The following is a 17,528-nucleotide window of genomic DNA, read 5'->3' on the forward strand; positions in this document are numbered from 1 at the left end:
TGTCGTATTTTAAAGTTGGGAATCGATCAATTTCATGAGTTGGATAGCAAGCTCTTGCTTGGACGTGAGAGGAAGTGACTGCTCACCTTCAGGCCAGAAAACCTTGAGTGAGTTATCGTCACTATTGAAGCCTTGCCCTGCAACGGAAACGTCATTCGCGCAGATCATATCCAGATTCTTACGAGTCAGTTTGCCGCGAGCATAGTGTTCAACATCTTGAGTTTCTGCTGCAAAACCAACGGTAAATGGTCGGTTTTTGGTTAATCCTGCAACGCTCGCGACGATATCGGGGTTTTTCACCATACGAATAGTCATCGCATCATTGTCGTCGGTCTTCTTAATTTTTTGGTCAGCAATCGCTTCTGGGCGATAGTCAGCCACAGCTGCGCAGGCGATGAATACTTGGTTGTTGCTTGCATGTGTCATTGCTGCCTCATGCATGCTCTCGGCGCTTGTGACATTGATTCGCTGTACACCCTCTGGCGTTGCAAGATTGACTGGACCGGCAATGAGTGTCACGTCAGCCCCTAGCTTTTGCGCTGCTTCTGCAATGGCAAAGCCCATTTTCCCAGAGCTGTGGTTGCTGATGTAGCGCACTGGATCTATCGCTTCACGTGTTGGACCTGCGGTAATAACAACAGATTTCCCAGCTAAAGGTTGGTCTTTCTCACCCAAAAACTCTTCGCATAAGTTGACTAGTTGCATTGGTTCTAGCATACGGCCCATACCAACATCGCCACACGCTTGCTCACCTGCTGCTGGGCCCCAAATCATCATCTTACGACGACGCAGAGTGGCGATATTCTCCTGAGTTGCAATGTTGGCATACATCTGTTGATTCATTGCGGGAGAGACGGCGACAGGAGCATCTGTTGCTAAAACTAGAGTTGATAGTAAGTCGTTACCCATGCCTGCTGCTACGCGTGCAATAAGGTCTGCGGTCGCAGGAGCCAGTAGCACTAGGTCTGCCCACTTAGCAAGCTCTATGTGCCCCATAGAAGCCTCAGCAGCTGGATCGAGTAGTGAATCTGAAACTGGGCGACCGGACACTGCTTGCATTGTCAGCGGAGTAATAAACTCTTTGGCTGCCTTGGTCATCACTACCTGAACCTCTGCACCACGCTCTATCAAACGACGAGTAAGCTCTGCGCATTTGTAAGCAGCAATGCCACCGCTGATGCCAAGTAGAATCTTTTTGCCTGCTAGGCTACCGCTATTGAGGGGGCTTTGAGTATTAACCAAGGTTTGCATGGGTTTAAATCCTTAAAAAATTACTGCGTAAAGATAGCATGGAGGGGACTTTATAGAAAAGAGCAGCCAAAATGGTAAATCAGTTTTCTTTGACACAACACCAACCCCCTCTAGCTCCTCCTTGGTGAGCTTCATCGTTCTATTGACAATATGAGCTAAGGGGGAGAATGGTTTGGAGTATGCTTTTAGGTTCGAGGAATATCGGAGTGTATGAATATTCCTCCCCTTTACGGCGTTGTTTATTTTTCTGATGTAAGGATTAAGGGGAGGCTAGGAGGGGTTATGTCTCGTAATCTGAAACTGCTTCTGAATTTCCTCGCACACCCAATCAATGTCGTTGCTTACATGAGAATTCAAGAAACGAATGATTTTGAATCCTCTGGCTTGCATAAAGTTGGTCCGAACTTGATCATACTCGATAGCGTCATCACTAAAATGTGAATCGCCATCAATTTCAATAATCAACCTATGTGCAGGGCAGTAGAAGTCGACAATATACGGTCCAATCCCATACTGTCGCCTAAATTTGCAACCCAATTGCTTATTTCTAATCCGGTACCATAACTTCCTTTCACTGAGAGTCATGTTTTTTCTGAGCTGCTGTCTTTTAAGTTTTTGAGCTCCCGGATTTAAACGTAGATTTGTTAATTTTGTATTCATTAATTATCTTATAGGTTTAATATTGAACTCTGGGTACCGAGATTTACACCCACCCCCGTTCTGCAAAAGACACCACTTCGCCATCGCCAATCACAAAGTGGTCAAGTATCCGAATATCAACTAGCGACAGGGCATCGATAAGTCTGCGAGTTATTCTCCGGTCTGCCTGGCTAGGTTCTGCGACGCCAGAAGGGTGATTGTGCGCAAGGATCAACGCAGCGGCATTATGCTCAAGTGAACGTTTTACCACTACGCGGGGATAAACTGAGGCTGCGTCAATCGTGCCTTCAAAAAGGATCTCGTCCTTAATCACGCGGTTTTGATTGTCCAAGAACAAAACATAAAAAGCCTCACGCTGTCTATCTCTTAAGATTCCAGATAGGTACAGCTTGGTGTGTTCAGGGCTGGTTAAGGCTTCCCCTCGCTTCAAAGTCTCAGCAAGGTAACGGTGTGACATTTCTAATGCTGCTTGAAGTTGAACATACTTGGCATTTCCTAACCCTCGATGACTGCAAAACTCGTTTTGCGAAGCGGAAAATAGATTTCTCAATGATCCGAAGTCTTTAATTAGAAAGTCGGCTAGCTCAAGAACATTCATCCCCTTTGTGCCTGTTCTCAGAAAAATAGCGAGTAGTTCCGCATCGGTTAAGGCTTGGGGCCCATAGTTTAGAAGTTTCTCACGAGGCATAGAATCAGAAGGAATTGATTTGATAGCCACTAGGTTGCCTTTGATTACGTTAAAGCAATAAGACATTATTCAAGTATATGAGGAAGGCTAGTGGCACAACTACGATATGCGAGAGAGTTAAATTTTTAATGTAATTGATACACATAAGAACGAATGTTATTCGGTGATACACTTAAACTCTCAGTATCAGAAATGACGCCTTTAGCCACTGTGGTGTTTTTTCAGTGCTTTTGCTCAACTTTTAGTTGTTAGAACGCTGATTTCTGCTACAATCGCCCGACATTTTTTTGAACACAAATCAGCTCTTGCTCAAAAAAAGATCACGAAAACCTGTAAAAAGGATCTGTTCGGGTCTTGAGCAATGCATGTCAAGTTAGTATAATGCGCGACCTTTGATAGCCTTGTATGGGTTTTCCATAACGGTTTTTAACCTCAAGCGTCTTATTTATATGAGATGGAGGTTCGGCCACCAAGGTTGATATCGAGCTGAAACGATTTGGAGAGACACTCATGTCCCGAGTATGCCAAGTAACTGGTAAGCGTCCAGTAACGGGTAACAACCGTTCACACGCACGAAATGCTACTAAGCGTCGTTTTCTGCCGAACCTACAAACTCATCGTTTCTGGGTAGAGAGCGAAAAACGTTTTGTTAAACTACGTCTAACTGCTAAAGGCATGCGTATCATTGATAAGAAAGGCATCGATGCTGTTCTTGTTGATATCCGTGCTCGCGGCGAAAACGTTTAAGAGGAATTAAGCAATGGCTAAAGGCATTCGTGAGAAAATCCGTCTAGTATCTTCTGCAGGTACTGGTCACTTCTACACAACTGACAAAAACAAGCGTAACATGCCAGGCAAATTTGAGATCAAAAAATACGATCCAGTAGTTCGCCAACACGTTATGTACAAAGAAGCAAAAATCAAGTAATTGATGCTTTTTTGAATCTTCTGTTGTGGAAGAAAGATTTGAAAAACCCAGTCTTCGGCCTGGGTTTTTTTATGCATATCAGATACTCGTTGAGGAGCAGAGCCTGTTACCTAGATATTATGAAGCCGAGTAGTAGGGTTGAACTCTTTGCTTTGCCATTACATACTGAGTTTCTTCTAGAAATTAGAATCTATATAACTAGGAACTCGTTTATGCCCTCACGCTCAACCCGTCGTCGCCGTTGGAACAACTGGTTAATGCTCGGCATCATCGTCTTCATCGGTGTGTTGAACCTGCCTACGCTCATCAAAACCTACTTAATCCCTGAGCAAGAAAGCTCTTACCCATACCTACTGAATCCAGAACAAGAACTTACCGCGTTGTATTTTAATACTTGGTCATTAGAGAACATTGATAACCAATGGCAGAGTACCGAACCGGCCAATATACCCGCTGTTGAACTTGCAGAGCGTTGGATTAACCTAGTTGGTACCGAAGTAGAACAAACCACGTATGAGTCACTAAGATCAAACTTACGCAATCCTGAAAGCATTGAAGCTTGGTATCAAGATCAAGAAGAGCCTCAAAGGATCACTTGGTACCGAACACCGCAGTTTTGGTTATTTAAAAACTGGCAAGGCGAGTGGATAGCAGTTTCGGTTGAAGAAGAGTATTTAACTCCAAGCGAATAAAGTGCTCTTAGTTCGAAAGGACTGAAAAAGCGAGATCCCCGATGCACTCGTCGACTCGCGCTCGAGAATGACGATATTTCAGTGGACTAAAAATCGGTCATTGCCTACAGTGAGTTCACGAACGAAGATAGGGAATCTCGCTCTTTAGATGTAAGGTTGCCACCTTGGTGTTCTTCCACCAAATACTAACTCAACATCTAGGAACTAGAGCCTATTAACTAGGAACTTATACTTATGCCCGAACTACCAGAAGTTGAAGTCAGCCGAATGGGAATCTCCCCCCACCTTATTGGACAAACGATTCAAACTCTTACTTTCCGAACTCCTAAGCTGCGCTGGGATATTCCTCTGGAACTTAAACAGCTTGAAGGGCAGGACATACGTAATATTTCTCGCCGTGCAAAGTACTTACTCATTGAGACCGATGCTGGTACGGCAATTGTCCACTTGGGCATGTCAGGCTCTCTTAGAGTGTTAGACGCTGATTTCCCCTCTGCTAAGCACGATCATGTGGATCTCAAGCTAGCCAATGGCAAGGTGTTGCGCTATAACGACCCTAGACGCTTTGGAGCATGGTTATTTAGCCCTATTGGAGAGTCGCATGCTTTACTGGAAAATATCGGCCCAGAGCCGCTAACTGAGGATTTCTCTTCGGTATACATTGCTGAAAGGGCTAAAACAAAGCGCGTAGCAGTAAAGCAGTTCATAATGGACAATAAGGTGGTGGTGGGGGTTGGGAATATCTACGCCAATGAAGCTCTATTCAGTGCTCGTATCCATCCTCAAAGGCCTGCCAATAAAGTCACATCGAAGGAGTGGGATCTGCTCGTTACTGAAATAAAGCAAGTCCTCGCCACTGCGATCAAGCTAGGTGGAACTACGCTGAAAGATTTCGCACAGGCTGATGGCAAGCCAGGTTACTTTGCACAAGAGTTATTAGTTTACGGAAAAGCCGGAGAGCCATGCCCAGAATGCGGCGAAGCTCTCCAAGAACAAAAGATAGGCCAACGCAATACCTTCTTCTGCGAGGAATGTCAGAAGTAAAAACTTAAGAGAGGAAGGACAAGATTACATTTGTCCCGATTTCTCGAAGTATTTTTTCGCGACTAATAATGAAATTAAACGCTCGCGTTTTTGATCTCTGAACTGCTCGACCCATGCGTGAGCATTTTTGATGATGCTTTCCGATTCTTCTGGATTCGCGACGTAGTACTCCATTTTCTCAATTAAATCAGAGTAGTCACCCGCCACTTCAACATAGTGAATTCCCGCTTCAAGGCGGCCCTCCATAAACCAAGTCTCATACTTAGGTTTAGACATAATGACCAAAGAGTTCGAAGACATTGCCCATTTTAGGTTGGTAGCGACATCGTTTCCTTCGATGGCTAAAACGAACTTACATTCAAGTTGTTGCTCAACAGATAAGAAACCTTTCTCCCAAGGAGAGCCTTCAATTGGATGGGTTCTACCAATATCGCACATTGGGTGATCGTGAAACTGTTGTAACACAACCTTTCTGTGTTGTTTCTGGCCTGCCCCTCGCCATACAGCAATATCTTTCTTTTCTCTAAAAGAGAGCTTGTCGTCGATAAAATAAAAGTGGCGAATTTCATTTAGTTTGAGCAGGACAGCATTATCATTGTTTTCTATTATCGGACGACTTTTTAGGAAACATGGCTGTTCAGGTATATGGCGAATATCTCCGTTCAAAAACTGAAAAAAGTACCGTGATGGAAACGATTTTACCACCTTATGAAGATCAAAATAGTAGGTTGCACCTCCGGTTTTCTTGTACTCTCCTACATGAGTTGACTCGCTTTCGAGCAGTTCAAATTGCGTGTTAAGCTTGTTGTAGTAATCAACTCTATCTTGGATATAAGAATCTATAGGTGAGGTCTGAACAAGGTTATTGGCCAGAGCTCTACGAATCGTATTTGATATTAATACTTGTAGGCTATTAGAGAAGTAGTATTTGAACTTTCTAAAACTCATTGGGCTACCTTTGTTTTGATAGCTGTGTGAACATATTTTGGCACAAATAGCTCGACATCACCGCCATGGATTGCTACTTCACGAACAATTGTTGAAGAGAGGAAGGCATACTCTTCGGCTGGAGTTAAGAAAACACTCTCAAGTTCAGGCATTAAGCGGCGGTACATATTGGTTAAGGCAAATTCATACTCGAAATCGACGGTAGTACGCAGACCGCGAATGAGTACATTAGCTTTCTCTTGTTTTGCAAAATCAACCATTAAGCCAGAAAACCCCTTTGCTACCACATTATCAAGTTCGGCGGTGACTTGGTTGGCGAACTTGACACGCTCTTCGAGGCTAAACATCGTATTTTTACTTGTGCTTGCAGCTACCGCAATAATGACTTCATCAAACATTTCAGCGGCACGCTCAATTAAGTCGAGGTGGCCATTGGTTAATGGATCAAAGGTGCCAGGGTAGATAACTCTTGATAAACGCTTTTTGTTCATAACAATACTCAGATAGATTATTCTTTTTAACTGCCTCAATAGTAACAAAAAGATTCTTACTTCCCCACTGAAGCGGTTATCATTAGGTATAAGCATATTTCAATAGTAGAGAAGATGATGCAAAAGATCTTAGTGGTTCGTAACGACAAAATTGGCGACTTTATGCTGGCATGGCCAAGCTTTGCAATGTTAAAGGCATCCCTGCCAGATTGCCACATCACTGCATTAGTACCAAACTACACTGTCGCACTAGCCAAACTTTGCCCGTGGATCGATGGGATAATTGTCGACAGCACTGAGAAAGCGAGCAAGGAGGAGCAAAAGAACTTAATTGCAGAGATTAAAGCTCAAAATTTTGATGCATCCATCAACCTATTCTCTACGAGCTATAATGCAAAGTTAGTTTGGAAGGCTAAAATCCCTTACCGCCTTGCACCTGCAACTAAGTTTGCTCAGATCTTTTATAATCAGCGCATCAAGCAAAAGCGTTCGCAGTCAGCCAAGCCTGAATATGAGTATAATCTTGATCTTATCCGTGCTTTCTTACGAGACATTGGCAAGAAAATAGTTGAACCGACAGCGCCTTACCTTAGTTTCCCCAGTGAGAAGTTAACAGAGCAACGCAGCAAGCTTGCCGCGCAATTAGAGCTGAATGTTGATAAACCGTGGCTATGTCTACATGCGGGGAGTGGTGGCTCAGCCAATAACCTATCCCTTGAACAGTACACTCAGCTTATCGCTAGCCTAGAAGGTGACTATGAAGTGATTTTGACCGCAGGTCCTGGTGAAGAAGGGAAGGCGAAGCAATTAAAGCAGATGATGACAAAGCAGGGAATTGTTGCCACTGTTTACGACAAAAACGATGGCTTAGTCGACTTTTCTCGCTCTATTGCTTGTGCCAATATGTTTATTGCAGGCTCTACAGGCCCATTACACATTGCAGCAGCAGCAGATGTTCCTACTGTTGGTTTCTTCCCTAGTAAACGTTCAGCAACCCCTTTACGATGGCAGCCAATTAACTCGCAGGGAAGACATATTGCATTTTGCCCACCTCAAGCGGAAGACAAACAGAGTCAAGAGAACATGTCGCGGATTGATATTGCTAAGATAAATGAAGAGCTACAACCTTGGGCGAATCAATTCCTATAATTTGACGATGACTTAATAACAAATGCGGCTACTATGGCCGCCTTTAATGTTCTAGCTTTCGAGATGTTATATGTGGTTAGAATGTCTCTGGCATCTTATCTGTTTCAGTTCGCACCCAAAGGTCGGCATATTTAACGAAGGTGGAATGTGCGGAAAGCAGTGATAATAAGAACCCCTGCTTGCCATCCAAGAAGCCTGCTTTAATCACGTACATTTTCACAAAGCAGCCAAGGGCATGAAGAATACCTTGTGAAATACTACTATTCTTACCTTTCTTTTCGCGCTGCTCAGCCCATGCTTTTGCGTAACCTGCCGACTTAACCAAGTAGTGGTTCATGTCGTTATAGGTAAAGTGAATAAGGTCTCCAGATAGATTTTCAACCTTCATCTCTTTACTGATTTCGACCTTCTCATGAACTAAGGCGTCATTATATTGTGTGAGCATAGTTGGGTATAAGCGAAGAACGCGATCTGGGTACCACCCACAATGACGAATATAGCGGCCAAATACCCAGCTTAAGCGTGCTGCCTGATAAACGGTGTCGGCTTTATTAGACTCAATCGCCTGTAAGATGCTTTGTTTGAGCTCTGGTGTTACTCGCTCATCGGCATCAAGCCAAAGAATGTAATCTGATTCAACATGAGATTGAGCTAAGCGGCGCTGTGGGCCAAATCCTGGCCACTCTGGATTAACAAAAAACTTATTAGTAAATGTACGAGCTATCTCTTCGGTATTGTCGGTACTATCAGAGTCCATTACGACAATCTCATCCACCCATTCATGCACAGTTTCTAGGCAAGCTTTAAGATGTTGGGCTTCATTTTTTACGATTAAAGCAACGGCAATAGTCGGTCTAGTCACAATGGTTCCTTAGGGTTTTGTAAGGGATTAGAGTCAGTTTAGCTCAGCAGCTACTTTATCAAACATTGCAATCACTTGCTGCGGTTGAATTCGCTGCATTGCTTGTTTGTCTTTCACTCGCGCTCGCCAGCTGAGCTGATTAGATGCTCTTCCAGTCTCTGCATGAATGGCCTCCTCATACGCAGAAACTACATAATTTTGATATTGATAAGGGCCAGTACGAAGCGGGTTGTGATGAGCATACAGGCCAATAACTGGGGTGTTCATTGCGTTCGCCATATGGGCTGGACCTGTATCAGGGGCGATGACTAGGTCGGCAATATCGAGTAAAGCAAGCATCTGTTTTAACGAGGTTTGCCCGACCAGGTTTGTCACCGGTGAGGTTAGTAGTATTTCAATACTCTCTGCTAAATCAAGCTCAATTTGGGCAGGGCTGCCGGCTAAGATAATATTCCAGCCTTGGCTTTGAGCATGTTCAATGACCTTGCTATAGCCTTCCGCTGTCCAGTTTTTATAGGCCTTACTTGCCGCCGGAACAATGACTAAGTTCTTTTTGTCATCATTAACCTGCTGCTTTGCCCAGCTTAAATCAGAGTCTGAGTAGCTAATGCTCCAGCTTGGAGTCATATTCTTCACACCAAGAGTCGTTCCAAACTCTAACAAGCCATCAAGCACATGCATGCTCTCTGGTGAGGGGACTTTGACATTAGTAAACAGAGTTTGAAAATCTTGACTGCGTACCGAGTCAAAGCCAAGCTTATATTTGGCTTTAATGCCTAAGGTAGCGATACTTGCTCGAAAGGCGTATTGCATATGAAGCAGGGCATCAAACCTATAATCGCTTAACTCTGACCAAAGCTTTTTATAACCCTTCCAACCCTCTTTTTTGTTAAAGATAACAACCTTTACCCCTACTAAGTCTTCAATCAGCTTGGCTTCTAATGCGCCAGTTATCCAGACAATTTCTGTTGTTGGCCACTGTTTTTGAATTGCCTGTACTGCAGCAACAGTATTACAGACATCACCTATAGCAGATAAACGTAGAATACAGAGTGATTGAGGGGCTTGGGTAAATAGTGTCATAGGCGCTTCTTTTTACGGGTTCAATCGAGGTAGTAAGAGTGGGATTATGCAGAGCGGTGCAATAAATGTAAAATAGCATTGAATCATCATTGAGAGCTACAAAAATGAAGCACTTACAGTTTGAAAATCAATCCATTTGGTATGACGAAACATTATTAGTGGAAGATCCAAAGCAGGGATTCGATGCAAAGTTTTGGCAGCGTAATGATAAAGTGCTTGGTAGCGCTCAAGGCCGTGGTACAACTTGGTTTGTACAGACAGATAAAATAGCAGCAGCACTACGCCATTATCGTCGTGGTGGCCTATTAGGTAAGCTAGTGTCTGATAGTTATTGGTTCTCAGGTTGGGAGAAAACACGTAGTTACCAAGAACTACAATTGCTAAATACTCTGATTGAAGCTGGTGTAAATGTACCTAAACCGATTGCTGCAAGAGCAGTAAAGAGCGGTTTAACCTATCGAGCAGATCTTTTGAGTGAAAAAATCCCTAATGCCAAGGATCTAGTGACGATTTTGCAAGAGAAACCACTTTCAAAAGAGATGTACCAAAAAATCGGTGATGAGATCCGTAAGATGCATGCTGTGCAAGTGAATCATACCGACCTCAATATCCACAATATTCTTATTGATGACAAAGACAAGGCATGGATTATTGATTTTGATAAGTGTTTTGTCCAACAAGGTGATCACTGGAAGAAAGGAAATTGGAATAGATTAAAGCGTTCTTTTAAGAAGGAGCTTGAGAAGAAGAAAATTTACTGGGAATTAGATGATTTTAAATATATACAGGCGGAATAATTGTGATTGAAAATTAAGATATTATAGTCAATGTGATTTGTCAGAATAAAAAAACTTTTTTGAAATCAGATGAAGAGACAATAGAAGTACACGAACTTTTCGTCAGAAAATTGAATCAAAGGAAAATGGATTTTGCTGTTTGGTTTTTTCTTCTAATTGCAATGCAGCAGAACCGAAACATCAGAGTTAAAGGCTTAGGGAGTAACCAAATATGTGAAAATGCGCATCAAGTGTCCGAAATATGGGAGGCTTGGGCCCCAAAGTGGTTTTCAAGTGTTTCGGTCTCTTTTGAGCATCCTGATACCTATGAAGAGGATGCTCAAGGAAAGACTATGTGCTTTTACTCTGGTGGTGTTGATAGCACGTATAGCTTATTAAGGCAGTACCTGGCGGGGAATAAGCATTCCTTACTTACAGTTCATGGTATGGACTATAAAGCCGACGATAAAGGAAAGTTTGATAGTTTGAAGCATGGTTACAACTTTAAAAGGCAGGCCTGGCTGAGGAAAAAATGAAAAAAAATTGGAATTAAATTTAAATAGGTTATTTAAAATGAAAAAAATCGTAATCCTCAATGATACGACTCCTGATTGCCATTACGGTTGCTCGAGAGTTATTAGCAATTTAAATGCTCTGATTGAAGAGTTTGGAGGAAAAGTAATTCACTCTCTTAAGATTGATAAAAAAATCGATAATCCTTTGACTAAGGAGTACCTTTTGGAAGCAGATATCGTGATTATCAATGGGGAAGGAACTTTTCACCACGGCGCAAAACGAGCTTATGAAATGCTTCAGCTTGTAGCAAAACTGCCAGTTAAAAAATATTTGGTTAATGCAACGTACGATAGCAATCCGAATGAGTTTTCTTTATTGTTGAAGAACTTTGATGGTGTCACAGTCAGAGAAACGAAAAGTCAACAACAACTATCTCAGTGCGGAATTCACTCTATAGTTCTTCCTGATTTGTCTCTCTACTCAAATTCGCTTGACCTGAAACAGCGTCGTGGTTATCTCTATGGTGATAGCGTAAACTTTCGTTTAGCCTGGAAAATACATCAATTATTTCAAAACAGGGAAGGATTTTCAGTCAATCGCATCTGCTATACCTCAAATCGGTGGAAACAAGTTAATCGTTATATACTAAAAGGGATACGAAAGTTTGATTTTACTAAGTACAAAACTAGGAACCTTTTTGTGGCTTCAACACAAATAACTGATGAAGAATATCATATGGAAGTAGCTAGAGCTGAGGGGATTATTACAGGGCGTTATCATGCTATTTGTTATGCAATTAATAGTTATACACCTTTTTTAGCAATAGGTTCAAATAGCCATAAAATTGAAGGGTTAATGGAAGATATAGGTCTCGATGATAGAAGCCTCCAAGCCGAGCAACTTACTAGTTTTACACCAATCTTCTCTTTTTCTGAGATTGAAATAGAGAAGATTGATAAGTTCTTAACACAAGGTAGGAAGGGGATAAGAACTTATTACCAGTCTATTTTAAGTTAGCCAATAGTTATTCGTATATATCACTGTAAGGGATGATTGTGAATGGTAACTTTGATACTGGTGAACAGTTGAAAATATTACCTTTGACTTGAATGCTGGCCTCTGTCATGAATGGCAATATTTTGTCCTCGTAGTCTTTCTGCAGGCCACTTTTTTCTTGTCTATCCTGGCTTTCATAAAACCGAGGCTCATTAGCATTTGAGATATCTAGGCCCAATAAGTACATATTATGACGTAAATTAGCCGAGAAAATTTGAATAGCAATTGCCATCACTGTTCCTCCATCGACGACATGCTGATCAATATTTTGGCTAAATTTATTGTTTTTATCAAATGCAGTCTGGTTGAATAGATAGATATCATGGCCTTGGATTAATTTTAGGTCTCGTTCGGCAATAGCGCAGAGAGCACCTAAGCTTAGAATGAGCTTTGTTTTTTCTTTGAGTCTTTTTATTAAGTCAAAACGGTTATATACAAAGTTGGCGTCCATAATAATGAGCGCATCGATACGAAGACTATGCTCATAAGCAAGACTGATCGCACCGTTTAGGAAAATATTTTGGCCTGTAAATTTTTTATAATCTAAATTTTTAACGCTAGGACCTGAGCCAATAATATTGATGTTTTCGTTTTGATAGGATAGCGTGGACAGTTGATTTATTTTTAATGCGTACTGCTTGAAAAAGAATGTATCATTTTCTTTATATATATCTGGCCAGTAGTCTGCTTTGTATCTAAGATATTTTGGTTGGGTAATTTTAATATAGCGTTTAATTGCCCTTCTGCGTAACTTTAAATAAGTCGCTTTTATATTCATGGAGCTATCTCGTATTTATATTAAAGTGGCTTTAAATATTTAATAGAATCTGAGTAACACTCGAATCTATAGCGCCTTTCTTTATCGAAGATGGTGCCACCTTATTTCCTTTATAGTTGTTAGCAAAAGTATCTAGATTTTCTAAAAGTGAATTTTGTGAGATCACACTGACGTTATTAAGTTTGATCTGCTCATCAACGATTTCTTTAAAGTTATAATAGCTTGGGCCGATCAGTACAGGTAAGCCTAATGCGATTGGTTCAATAATATTGTGTCCACCGACTTTTGAACCTATTAAGCTCCCTCCCATGAAGCACAGGTCAGCTGCTGCCATAAATATAAGCATCTCTCCCATGGTATCACCAAGGTAAACATTTGATTCTAAAGGGGGGATGTTTTGCGTTCGTCTAATTGTACTTAGATTCATATTTATGCACAGGTTAAATACGGCATCAAAGCGCTCTGGGTGGCGTGGTACTAAAATAAGGAGAGCATTCGGGTTCTTTGAAAGAAGATATTTATGTGCGGCTATAATTATTTCGTCCTCCCCTTTATGTGTACTAGCTGCTATCCAAACTGGGCGTTCACCTATTGCCTGACGTAACTGCTTCCCTAGCGATAATGTTTGTTCTGATATTTGAATGTCAAACTTTATTGAGCCTGTGACTTTCAACTTACTGTTGGGTACACCTAAAGAACGAAAATGCTCGGCATCTGACTTATGTTGGCATAATACTTGTGTTAAACATGGTTCGATTATGTTGAAAATAGGTCTAAATTTAGCGTAATTATCACGGGATTTTTTAGATAACCTAGCGTTTACAATAATTATAGGTATACCAAATTTATTCACTTCATTTAGAGTGTTTGGCCAAAGCTCTGTTTCTATTACCAGCATCTGACGAGGTTTAGTGACCTTCAAAAAGGATTTTACTGCAAAGCTAAAATCTATCGGCATATAGCGGTGCTCAACAAGGGAGCCGAGTTTTGAAATCTGCTCTGCACCGGTACTTGTCGTAGTTGTAACTAAAATCGGCTGATTAGGAGCTTGCTCTTTTAAGGCTTTAATTAAGGGGATTGCAGCTATACTTTCCCCAACTGATACTGCATGAATCCAGATAGGCTTTTGATCTGACTTTAGTTCTGGTGTTACACCAAAATGTTCTTTCCACCGTTTGCTAAACTTGGGCTTGTTGCTTTTATTGTTGTACAAACCAAATAGCAGTAGCGGGGCGGCGAGCGCCAATAATAGGGTATAAACTGCGCGAATTAACATGAGCTTACCGTAATCGTCTCGAGCTTTTGAATTCGTTCAAGTACGACCATGGCTGATAATTCTGTTAAGCATTTCAAGTGTTTGAACTCACACTCCCTTTTGAAACAAGGCCGACAATCAATTTCAGTATGCACTATTTCGACTTTATTAGCCAAAGGAGGTGTGTATTTGGGGGATGTGGACCCATAAACTGCGACCACATTACAACCAACAGCTGCAGCAACGTGCATTAAGCCTGAGTCATTTGCAACTACGGTTTGACATGCTCCTAGTAAATCAACTGCTTCAATCAGACTCGTCTTGCCTGCTAATACATGTATATTGTGGCGCAGCTCGGCGGGTGCCAATGCCCTAATATTATTGCAAGTTTCAAGATCTTTCTGTGAACCAAACAGCCAGACTTGTTTGTTTACTTTACTCATTGCAGTTGCAACTTCTGCGTAGTGCGTCTCAGGCCATTTTTTCGCTGGGCCAAACTCGGCGCCAGGACACAAACCTAAAACCTTACTGTCTATCGACAAATTGAATTTGCGTAATGTCGCTTGTTGAACCGTTTTATCAATCGTTAGGCAAGGGCGAGGCAGCGTATGCAGGCCTCCTAATGACTCAGAGTTGACCATCTCCTGTTCTGGGTATGCTAATGCAACATAGCGTTCAACCATATATTGGAACGCTTTCTTGTTTGTTCTTAAATCATTAATTAGGCCGTAACGCATCTCACCTTTCCAGCCAACGCGTTTAGGTATATTGGCAAACCAAGGGATGAGAGCAGACTTGGCTGAATTAGGTAAGATATACGCTTTATCATACCCTTTGCAGCGTAGTTCAATGCCAAGTTTACGACGAACTTTCAGGTTGAGCTCGCCATGACCGATGGGCATGTCAATGGCCTGCTTTATTTCTGGCATACGTTGCAAAATGGGTTTACACCAATTTGGAGCGATAACATCTATAGTCGCTTCCGGATATTGTTGCTTCAGGGTCGTGTATAGAGATTGAGACATCACCATATCACCAACCCAGGACGGTCCTATTATGAGAATTTTCATGATGACGAGCCCTCTGAGTTGTTATTTTTTGAGTATGCTCCACCGAAGAATATTGCAGTACCTATCGAATAAAAAAGAATACCTGAATGATGAGCAAGGAAGTGCTGAGTTAAGCAAAAGCCAATAACGGACGTGATGTGAACAATTCCCGCTACTGCAAAAAAGTAATGGCTATCTTTAGTGAGTGAGCTCCGAGCTTTTTCCAGCAACAGATATAAAGGTAGTCCAAAAAAGCCTAGTATTGTAATTAACCCAATTAGCCCCTTTGCTTGAAGCTCTTCAAAGAATTGATTGTGTGCACGTGTAGAGCCCAAAACTCTCTTGTCAACTAAGCCTTTGCTAATTTGTTCTCGTTTTGCGTGTTCTATACCATCAAAACCTTGCCCAAATATCGGCTTATCTATCGCAGAGTATGTCGCTGATTTCCAGAGTTCTAGACGAATACCTGATGATGTATTTACGTCGTTTTTTCTGTACTCATGCAGTTCTGAAAACATAGAGTTGACTCTGGGTTCTACAGTTGGGTAAGAAAAAAACATAATAGCCATTGTCGCGAATATCGCGAGAGTTTTGGAACGCTGAGAAAAATAGCCTCTGTAAATGTAAAATAAAAAAATGACAATGAAAGGCGTTAGAACCCAAGCTCCTCGAGCTCCGGAAAGGAGAGTTGCAGATAATCCAAGAGTTGCACCGATAGTAGATATTGCTACTAATAACTTATTTTTAGCACTCTTAGCATAAATTAAGGCAACTATAGATAGTGTAGCTAGTGAGGCAGCTATACCTCCCGCTTGTATTACCATATACCCGTTGCCAAAAAATGCTCGTTCCCCTACGGTCATGTAATGGTATATGGCAAGAACGCCAGCGATGCTTGACCCAAGGCAGATTGAGTAAAATACAACCTTGATATGTGGAGGGATATTGGCAATAAACAGCATAATTATCGCTGCAAAAATGACACGGGTAGGCATATCTAGCTGACCTAGATCACCCCCATGAACGACGAGCGAAAGCACCGTAACCAAAAAATACCCCAGCAATGCGCATGTCGCAGCCTTTATTTGTGGGCTAGATTTATGACGCAGAGTCCATGGTAATGAAAACAAGGCCACCAATACCAGCGGGGTGGCGGCAAACTTATAACTCGAACCAGTAATAAGTAAGAATGAAAAAAATATCCCAGTAACAAGTGAACTGACGATATAACGATTATTGGTGGATATTATCATCTTTAATATTATTCTTATTGATTATGAATTGGTGGCATTATTTGAACTGACTTTCCAGTCACTCTTATAACGAGGTTTAAACAAGTTATAGAAGTTCTTGCCATCTTTCTGGGTATAGAGAAGTTGCAGAATCCACATATATTGTTCAGGTTTAGGCTTAACAAAGGTCTCAATCGCAATGTTCATAGAGCGAGCGTCGGCTTGATCTTCACTTTGCAACTCAAGAGCTGGGAGTACTTCTAATGAGTACTTACCAGTTTCAGGATCTATTGAGGCAAAGAGAGGGACAATTGTTGCACGAGATAGCTTAGCAAGCTTACTTAGCCCTGGCAGAGTTGCTTTGGTTGTTGCAAAGAAATCAACAAATTCGCTGAGTTCTGCACCATGGTCTTGATCTGGGAGGTAGTAGCCTAGGTACCCATCTTTTACGGATTTGATAAAGGGCTTTATTCCTCCTGAACGCTCATATACACGACCGCCATATTGAACTCTTTGGCGATGCATAAGCCAGTCAGAAACAGGGTTTTTCTGTTTTTTTGCCATAGCAGAGACTGGCAGACCTTGAGACGCTAAGAAAATAGCGGGGACATCTATTGCCCACGAGTGCGGTACAAGCAAGATGACATTTTCACCATTGTTGGTATGCTTGGTTAGGTTCTGTTTGTTTACAAATTCACACTGCTGCTCTAACCACCCCTTTGAACGCAGACTCAACAGACTAAAACGCAAGATAAAGATCGCCGCAGTATAGAGCGCCTTATGAATTAATTGTTCTCTTTGTTCAAAGCTCAACTCAGGGAAGCAAAGCTCAAAGTTCACACGTGCTCGATGGGCTGGTCCTTTCTTAGACTTGGCTAACTTATTGGCTAGCTTGAGAGCCATCCACTGATGTGCTTTAAGTGGCAACAGAGCAATAGGCAAAGAGAGGATGACAGCAAGCCAAGTCCCCCAATATTTAGGAGCGAGAAAACGCCACTCAAAAATAGGGTTGTAAGCTTTTGGGTCAAAATCGTCACGTTTAGTCGTCATGAAATATCTTGGTTCTTAGG

At 41.8% G+C, this 17,528-nt stretch carries 20 protein-coding genes; 8 read left to right on the plus strand and 12 right to left on the minus strand.

The window, feature by feature from the left end; translation table 11 throughout:
* Window positions 1-9 precede the first annotated feature (9 nt).
* The 3 genes from coaBC to radC all read right to left on the minus strand — a co-directional run bounded on the left by coaBC (window position 10) and on the right by radC (window position 2,629).
* Window positions 10-1,251 (minus strand): bifunctional phosphopantothenoylcysteine decarboxylase/phosphopantothenate--cysteine ligase CoaBC, encoded by a 1,242-nt coding sequence (gene coaBC, locus DPF91_RS17065; RefSeq protein WP_117235651.1) that lies wholly within the window; start codon window positions 1,249-1,251, stop codon window positions 10-12.
* A gap of 270 nt (window positions 1,252-1,521) precedes the next feature.
* Window positions 1,522-1,911 (minus strand): DUF559 domain-containing protein, encoded by a 390-nt coding sequence (locus tag DPF91_RS17070; protein WP_117235652.1) that lies wholly within the window; start codon window positions 1,909-1,911, stop codon window positions 1,522-1,524.
* Window positions 1,912-1,954: 43 nt separating this feature from the next.
* Window positions 1,955-2,629 carry a RadC family protein gene (gene radC, locus DPF91_RS17075; RefSeq protein WP_117235653.1) on the minus strand — a complete coding sequence of 225 codons (675 nt, stop codon included), beginning with the start codon at window positions 2,627-2,629 and terminating at the stop codon, window positions 1,955-1,957.
* A 480-nt stretch (window positions 2,630-3,109) separates the two neighbouring features.
* Here radC and rpmB point away from each other — a divergent pair, with 480 nt between their 5' ends.
* From rpmB to mutM, 4 genes are all read left to right on the plus strand, one after another.
* Window positions 3,110-3,346, plus strand: a complete 237-nt coding sequence (rpmB, locus tag DPF91_RS17080) for a 50S ribosomal protein L28 (RefSeq protein WP_004728407.1) — start codon at window positions 3,110-3,112, stop codon at window positions 3,344-3,346.
* A 13-nt stretch (window positions 3,347-3,359) separates the two neighbouring features.
* Window positions 3,360-3,527: a 50S ribosomal protein L33 gene (gene rpmG / locus DPF91_RS17085; protein WP_117235654.1), complete on the plus strand. Its 168-nt coding sequence runs from the start codon at window positions 3,360-3,362 to the stop codon at window positions 3,525-3,527.
* A gap of 212 nt (window positions 3,528-3,739) precedes the next feature.
* On the plus strand, window positions 3,740-4,219 hold the full coding sequence (locus tag DPF91_RS17090; RefSeq protein WP_117235655.1) for a hypothetical protein: 480 nt from the start codon (window positions 3,740-3,742) through the stop codon (window positions 4,217-4,219).
* A 234-nt stretch (window positions 4,220-4,453) separates the two neighbouring features.
* On the plus strand, window positions 4,454-5,263 hold the full coding sequence (gene mutM / locus DPF91_RS17095; protein WP_117235656.1) for a bifunctional DNA-formamidopyrimidine glycosylase/DNA-(apurinic or apyrimidinic site) lyase: 810 nt from the start codon (window positions 4,454-4,456) through the stop codon (window positions 5,261-5,263).
* Between the two features lie 24 nt (window positions 5,264-5,287).
* Here mutM and DPF91_RS17100 read toward each other — a convergent pair whose 3' ends face one another.
* Window positions 5,288-6,211, minus strand: coding sequence for a glycosyl transferase family 90 (locus tag DPF91_RS17100; protein WP_117235657.1), 924 nt, complete (start codon window positions 6,209-6,211; stop codon window positions 5,288-5,290).
* Complete coding sequence (gene coaD / locus DPF91_RS17105; RefSeq protein ID WP_117235658.1) at window positions 6,208-6,702, minus strand: pantetheine-phosphate adenylyltransferase; 495 nt, start codon at window positions 6,700-6,702, stop codon at window positions 6,208-6,210. The genes DPF91_RS17100 and coaD overlap by 4 nt, the downstream gene beginning before the upstream one ends.
* Before the next feature lie 117 nt (window positions 6,703-6,819).
* On the opposite strand from coaD, the gene DPF91_RS17110 reads away from it, so the two are divergent.
* Entirely contained in the window at window positions 6,820-7,851 is a 1,032-nt protein-coding gene (locus DPF91_RS17110; protein WP_117235695.1) for a glycosyltransferase family 9 protein, read from the plus strand.
* Between the two features lie 76 nt (window positions 7,852-7,927).
* Here the strand turns inward: DPF91_RS17110 and DPF91_RS17115 are convergent, their stop codons facing one another.
* Together DPF91_RS17115 and DPF91_RS17120 are read right to left on the minus strand one after the other, a co-directional pair.
* Window positions 7,928-8,713 (minus strand): glycosyltransferase family 2 protein, encoded by a 786-nt coding sequence (locus tag DPF91_RS17115; RefSeq protein WP_117235659.1) that lies wholly within the window; start codon window positions 8,711-8,713, stop codon window positions 7,928-7,930.
* 33 nt (window positions 8,714-8,746) lie between these two features.
* Window positions 8,747-9,796: a glycosyltransferase family 9 protein gene (locus DPF91_RS17120; RefSeq protein WP_117235660.1), complete on the minus strand. Its 1,050-nt coding sequence runs from the start codon at window positions 9,794-9,796 to the stop codon at window positions 8,747-8,749.
* A 104-nt stretch (window positions 9,797-9,900) separates the two neighbouring features.
* Between DPF91_RS17120 and DPF91_RS17125 the strand changes: the two genes are divergently transcribed.
* The 3 genes from DPF91_RS17125 to DPF91_RS17135 are packed head-to-tail and all read left to right on the plus strand — an operon-like array spanning window position 9,901 to window position 12,105.
* Window positions 9,901-10,593, plus strand: coding sequence for a 3-deoxy-D-manno-octulosonic acid kinase (locus tag DPF91_RS17125; RefSeq protein WP_117235661.1), 693 nt, complete (start codon window positions 9,901-9,903; stop codon window positions 10,591-10,593).
* 59 nt (window positions 10,594-10,652) lie between these two features.
* The gene (locus tag DPF91_RS17130) at window positions 10,653-11,108 is read left to right on the plus strand and encodes a hypothetical protein (RefSeq protein WP_123766769.1); all 456 of its coding nucleotides are present in this window, start codon (window positions 10,653-10,655) and stop codon (window positions 11,106-11,108) included.
* 37 nt (window positions 11,109-11,145) lie between these two features.
* A complete protein-coding gene (locus DPF91_RS17135; RefSeq protein ID WP_117235663.1) occupies window positions 11,146-12,105 on the plus strand; it encodes a polysaccharide pyruvyl transferase family protein in 960 nt (319 codons plus the stop codon).
* 7 nt (window positions 12,106-12,112) lie between these two features.
* On the opposite strand, the gene DPF91_RS17140 is transcribed toward DPF91_RS17135, so the two are convergent.
* Genes DPF91_RS17140 through lpxM form a run of 5 tightly spaced genes read right to left on the minus strand, consistent with a single transcriptional unit; the run spans window position 12,113 to window position 17,508 of the window.
* Entirely contained in the window at window positions 12,113-12,922 is an 810-nt protein-coding gene (locus DPF91_RS17140; RefSeq protein ID WP_117235664.1) for a hypothetical protein, read from the minus strand.
* A 31-nt stretch (window positions 12,923-12,953) separates the two neighbouring features.
* Complete coding sequence (gene waaA, locus DPF91_RS17145; protein ID WP_117235665.1) at window positions 12,954-14,198, minus strand: lipid IV(A) 3-deoxy-D-manno-octulosonic acid transferase; 1,245 nt, start codon at window positions 14,196-14,198, stop codon at window positions 12,954-12,956.
* Window positions 14,192-15,247 carry a lipopolysaccharide heptosyltransferase II gene (waaF, locus tag DPF91_RS17150; RefSeq protein WP_164684222.1) on the minus strand — a complete coding sequence of 352 codons (1,056 nt, stop codon included), beginning with the start codon at window positions 15,245-15,247 and terminating at the stop codon, window positions 14,192-14,194. The genes waaA and waaF overlap by 7 nt, the downstream gene beginning before the upstream one ends.
* Window positions 15,244-16,479, minus strand: a complete 1,236-nt coding sequence (locus DPF91_RS17155; RefSeq protein WP_117235667.1) for an O-antigen ligase family protein — start codon at window positions 16,477-16,479, stop codon at window positions 15,244-15,246. Before DPF91_RS17155 ends, waaF begins: the two co-directional genes overlap by 4 nt.
* Window positions 16,480-16,500: 21 nt before the next feature.
* Window positions 16,501-17,508 (minus strand): lauroyl-Kdo(2)-lipid IV(A) myristoyltransferase, encoded by a 1,008-nt coding sequence (gene lpxM, locus DPF91_RS17160; RefSeq protein ID WP_117235668.1) that lies wholly within the window; start codon window positions 17,506-17,508, stop codon window positions 16,501-16,503.
* Window positions 17,509-17,528 lie beyond the last annotated feature (20 nt).

The sequence above is a fragment of the Vibrio maerlii genome (assembly GCF_003415655.1).
Taxonomy (GTDB): Bacteria; Pseudomonadota; Gammaproteobacteria; order Enterobacterales; family Vibrionaceae; genus Vibrio; species Vibrio maerlii.

What these genes read in the sequence shown, in the direction of transcription:
- coaBC (WP_117235651.1), bottom strand. Translation starts at nt 1,251, where the DNA reads ATGCAAACCTTGGTTAATACTCAAAGCCCCCTCAATAGCGGTAGCCTA.
- DPF91_RS17070 (WP_117235652.1), bottom strand. Translation starts at nt 1,911, where the DNA reads ATGAATACAAAATTAACAAATCTACGTTTAAATCCGGGAGCTCAAAAA.
- rpmB (WP_004728407.1), top strand. Translation starts at nt 3,110, where the DNA reads ATGTCCCGAGTATGCCAAGTAACTGGTAAGCGTCCAGTAACGGGTAAC.
- rpmG (WP_117235654.1), top strand. Translation starts at nt 3,360, where the DNA reads ATGGCTAAAGGCATTCGTGAGAAAATCCGTCTAGTATCTTCTGCAGGT.
- DPF91_RS17090 (WP_117235655.1), top strand. Translation starts at nt 3,740, where the DNA reads ATGCCCTCACGCTCAACCCGTCGTCGCCGTTGGAACAACTGGTTAATG.
- mutM (WP_117235656.1), top strand. Translation starts at nt 4,454, where the DNA reads ATGCCCGAACTACCAGAAGTTGAAGTCAGCCGAATGGGAATCTCCCCC.
- DPF91_RS17100 (WP_117235657.1), bottom strand. Translation starts at nt 6,211, where the DNA reads ATGAGTTTTAGAAAGTTCAAATACTACTTCTCTAATAGCCTACAAGTA.
- coaD (WP_117235658.1), bottom strand. Translation starts at nt 6,702, where the DNA reads ATGAACAAAAAGCGTTTATCAAGAGTTATCTACCCTGGCACCTTTGAT.
- DPF91_RS17110 (WP_117235695.1), top strand. Translation starts at nt 6,820, where the DNA reads ATGCAAAAGATCTTAGTGGTTCGTAACGACAAAATTGGCGACTTTATG.
- DPF91_RS17120 (WP_117235660.1), bottom strand. Translation starts at nt 9,796, where the DNA reads ATGACACTATTTACCCAAGCCCCTCAATCACTCTGTATTCTACGTTTA.
- DPF91_RS17125 (WP_117235661.1), top strand. Translation starts at nt 9,901, where the DNA reads ATGAAGCACTTACAGTTTGAAAATCAATCCATTTGGTATGACGAAACA.
- DPF91_RS17135 (WP_117235663.1), top strand. Translation starts at nt 11,146, where the DNA reads ATGAAAAAAATCGTAATCCTCAATGATACGACTCCTGATTGCCATTAC.
- DPF91_RS17140 (WP_117235664.1), bottom strand. Translation starts at nt 12,922, where the DNA reads ATGAATATAAAAGCGACTTATTTAAAGTTACGCAGAAGGGCAATTAAA.
- waaA (WP_117235665.1), bottom strand. Translation starts at nt 14,198, where the DNA reads ATGTTAATTCGCGCAGTTTATACCCTATTATTGGCGCTCGCCGCCCCG.
- waaF (WP_164684222.1), bottom strand. Translation starts at nt 15,247, where the DNA reads ATGAAAATTCTCATAATAGGACCGTCCTGGGTTGGTGATATGGTGATG.
- DPF91_RS17155 (WP_117235667.1), bottom strand. Translation starts at nt 16,479, where the DNA reads ATGATAATATCCACCAATAATCGTTATATCGTCAGTTCACTTGTTACT.
- lpxM (WP_117235668.1), bottom strand. Translation starts at nt 17,508, where the DNA reads ATGACGACTAAACGTGACGATTTTGACCCAAAAGCTTACAACCCTATT.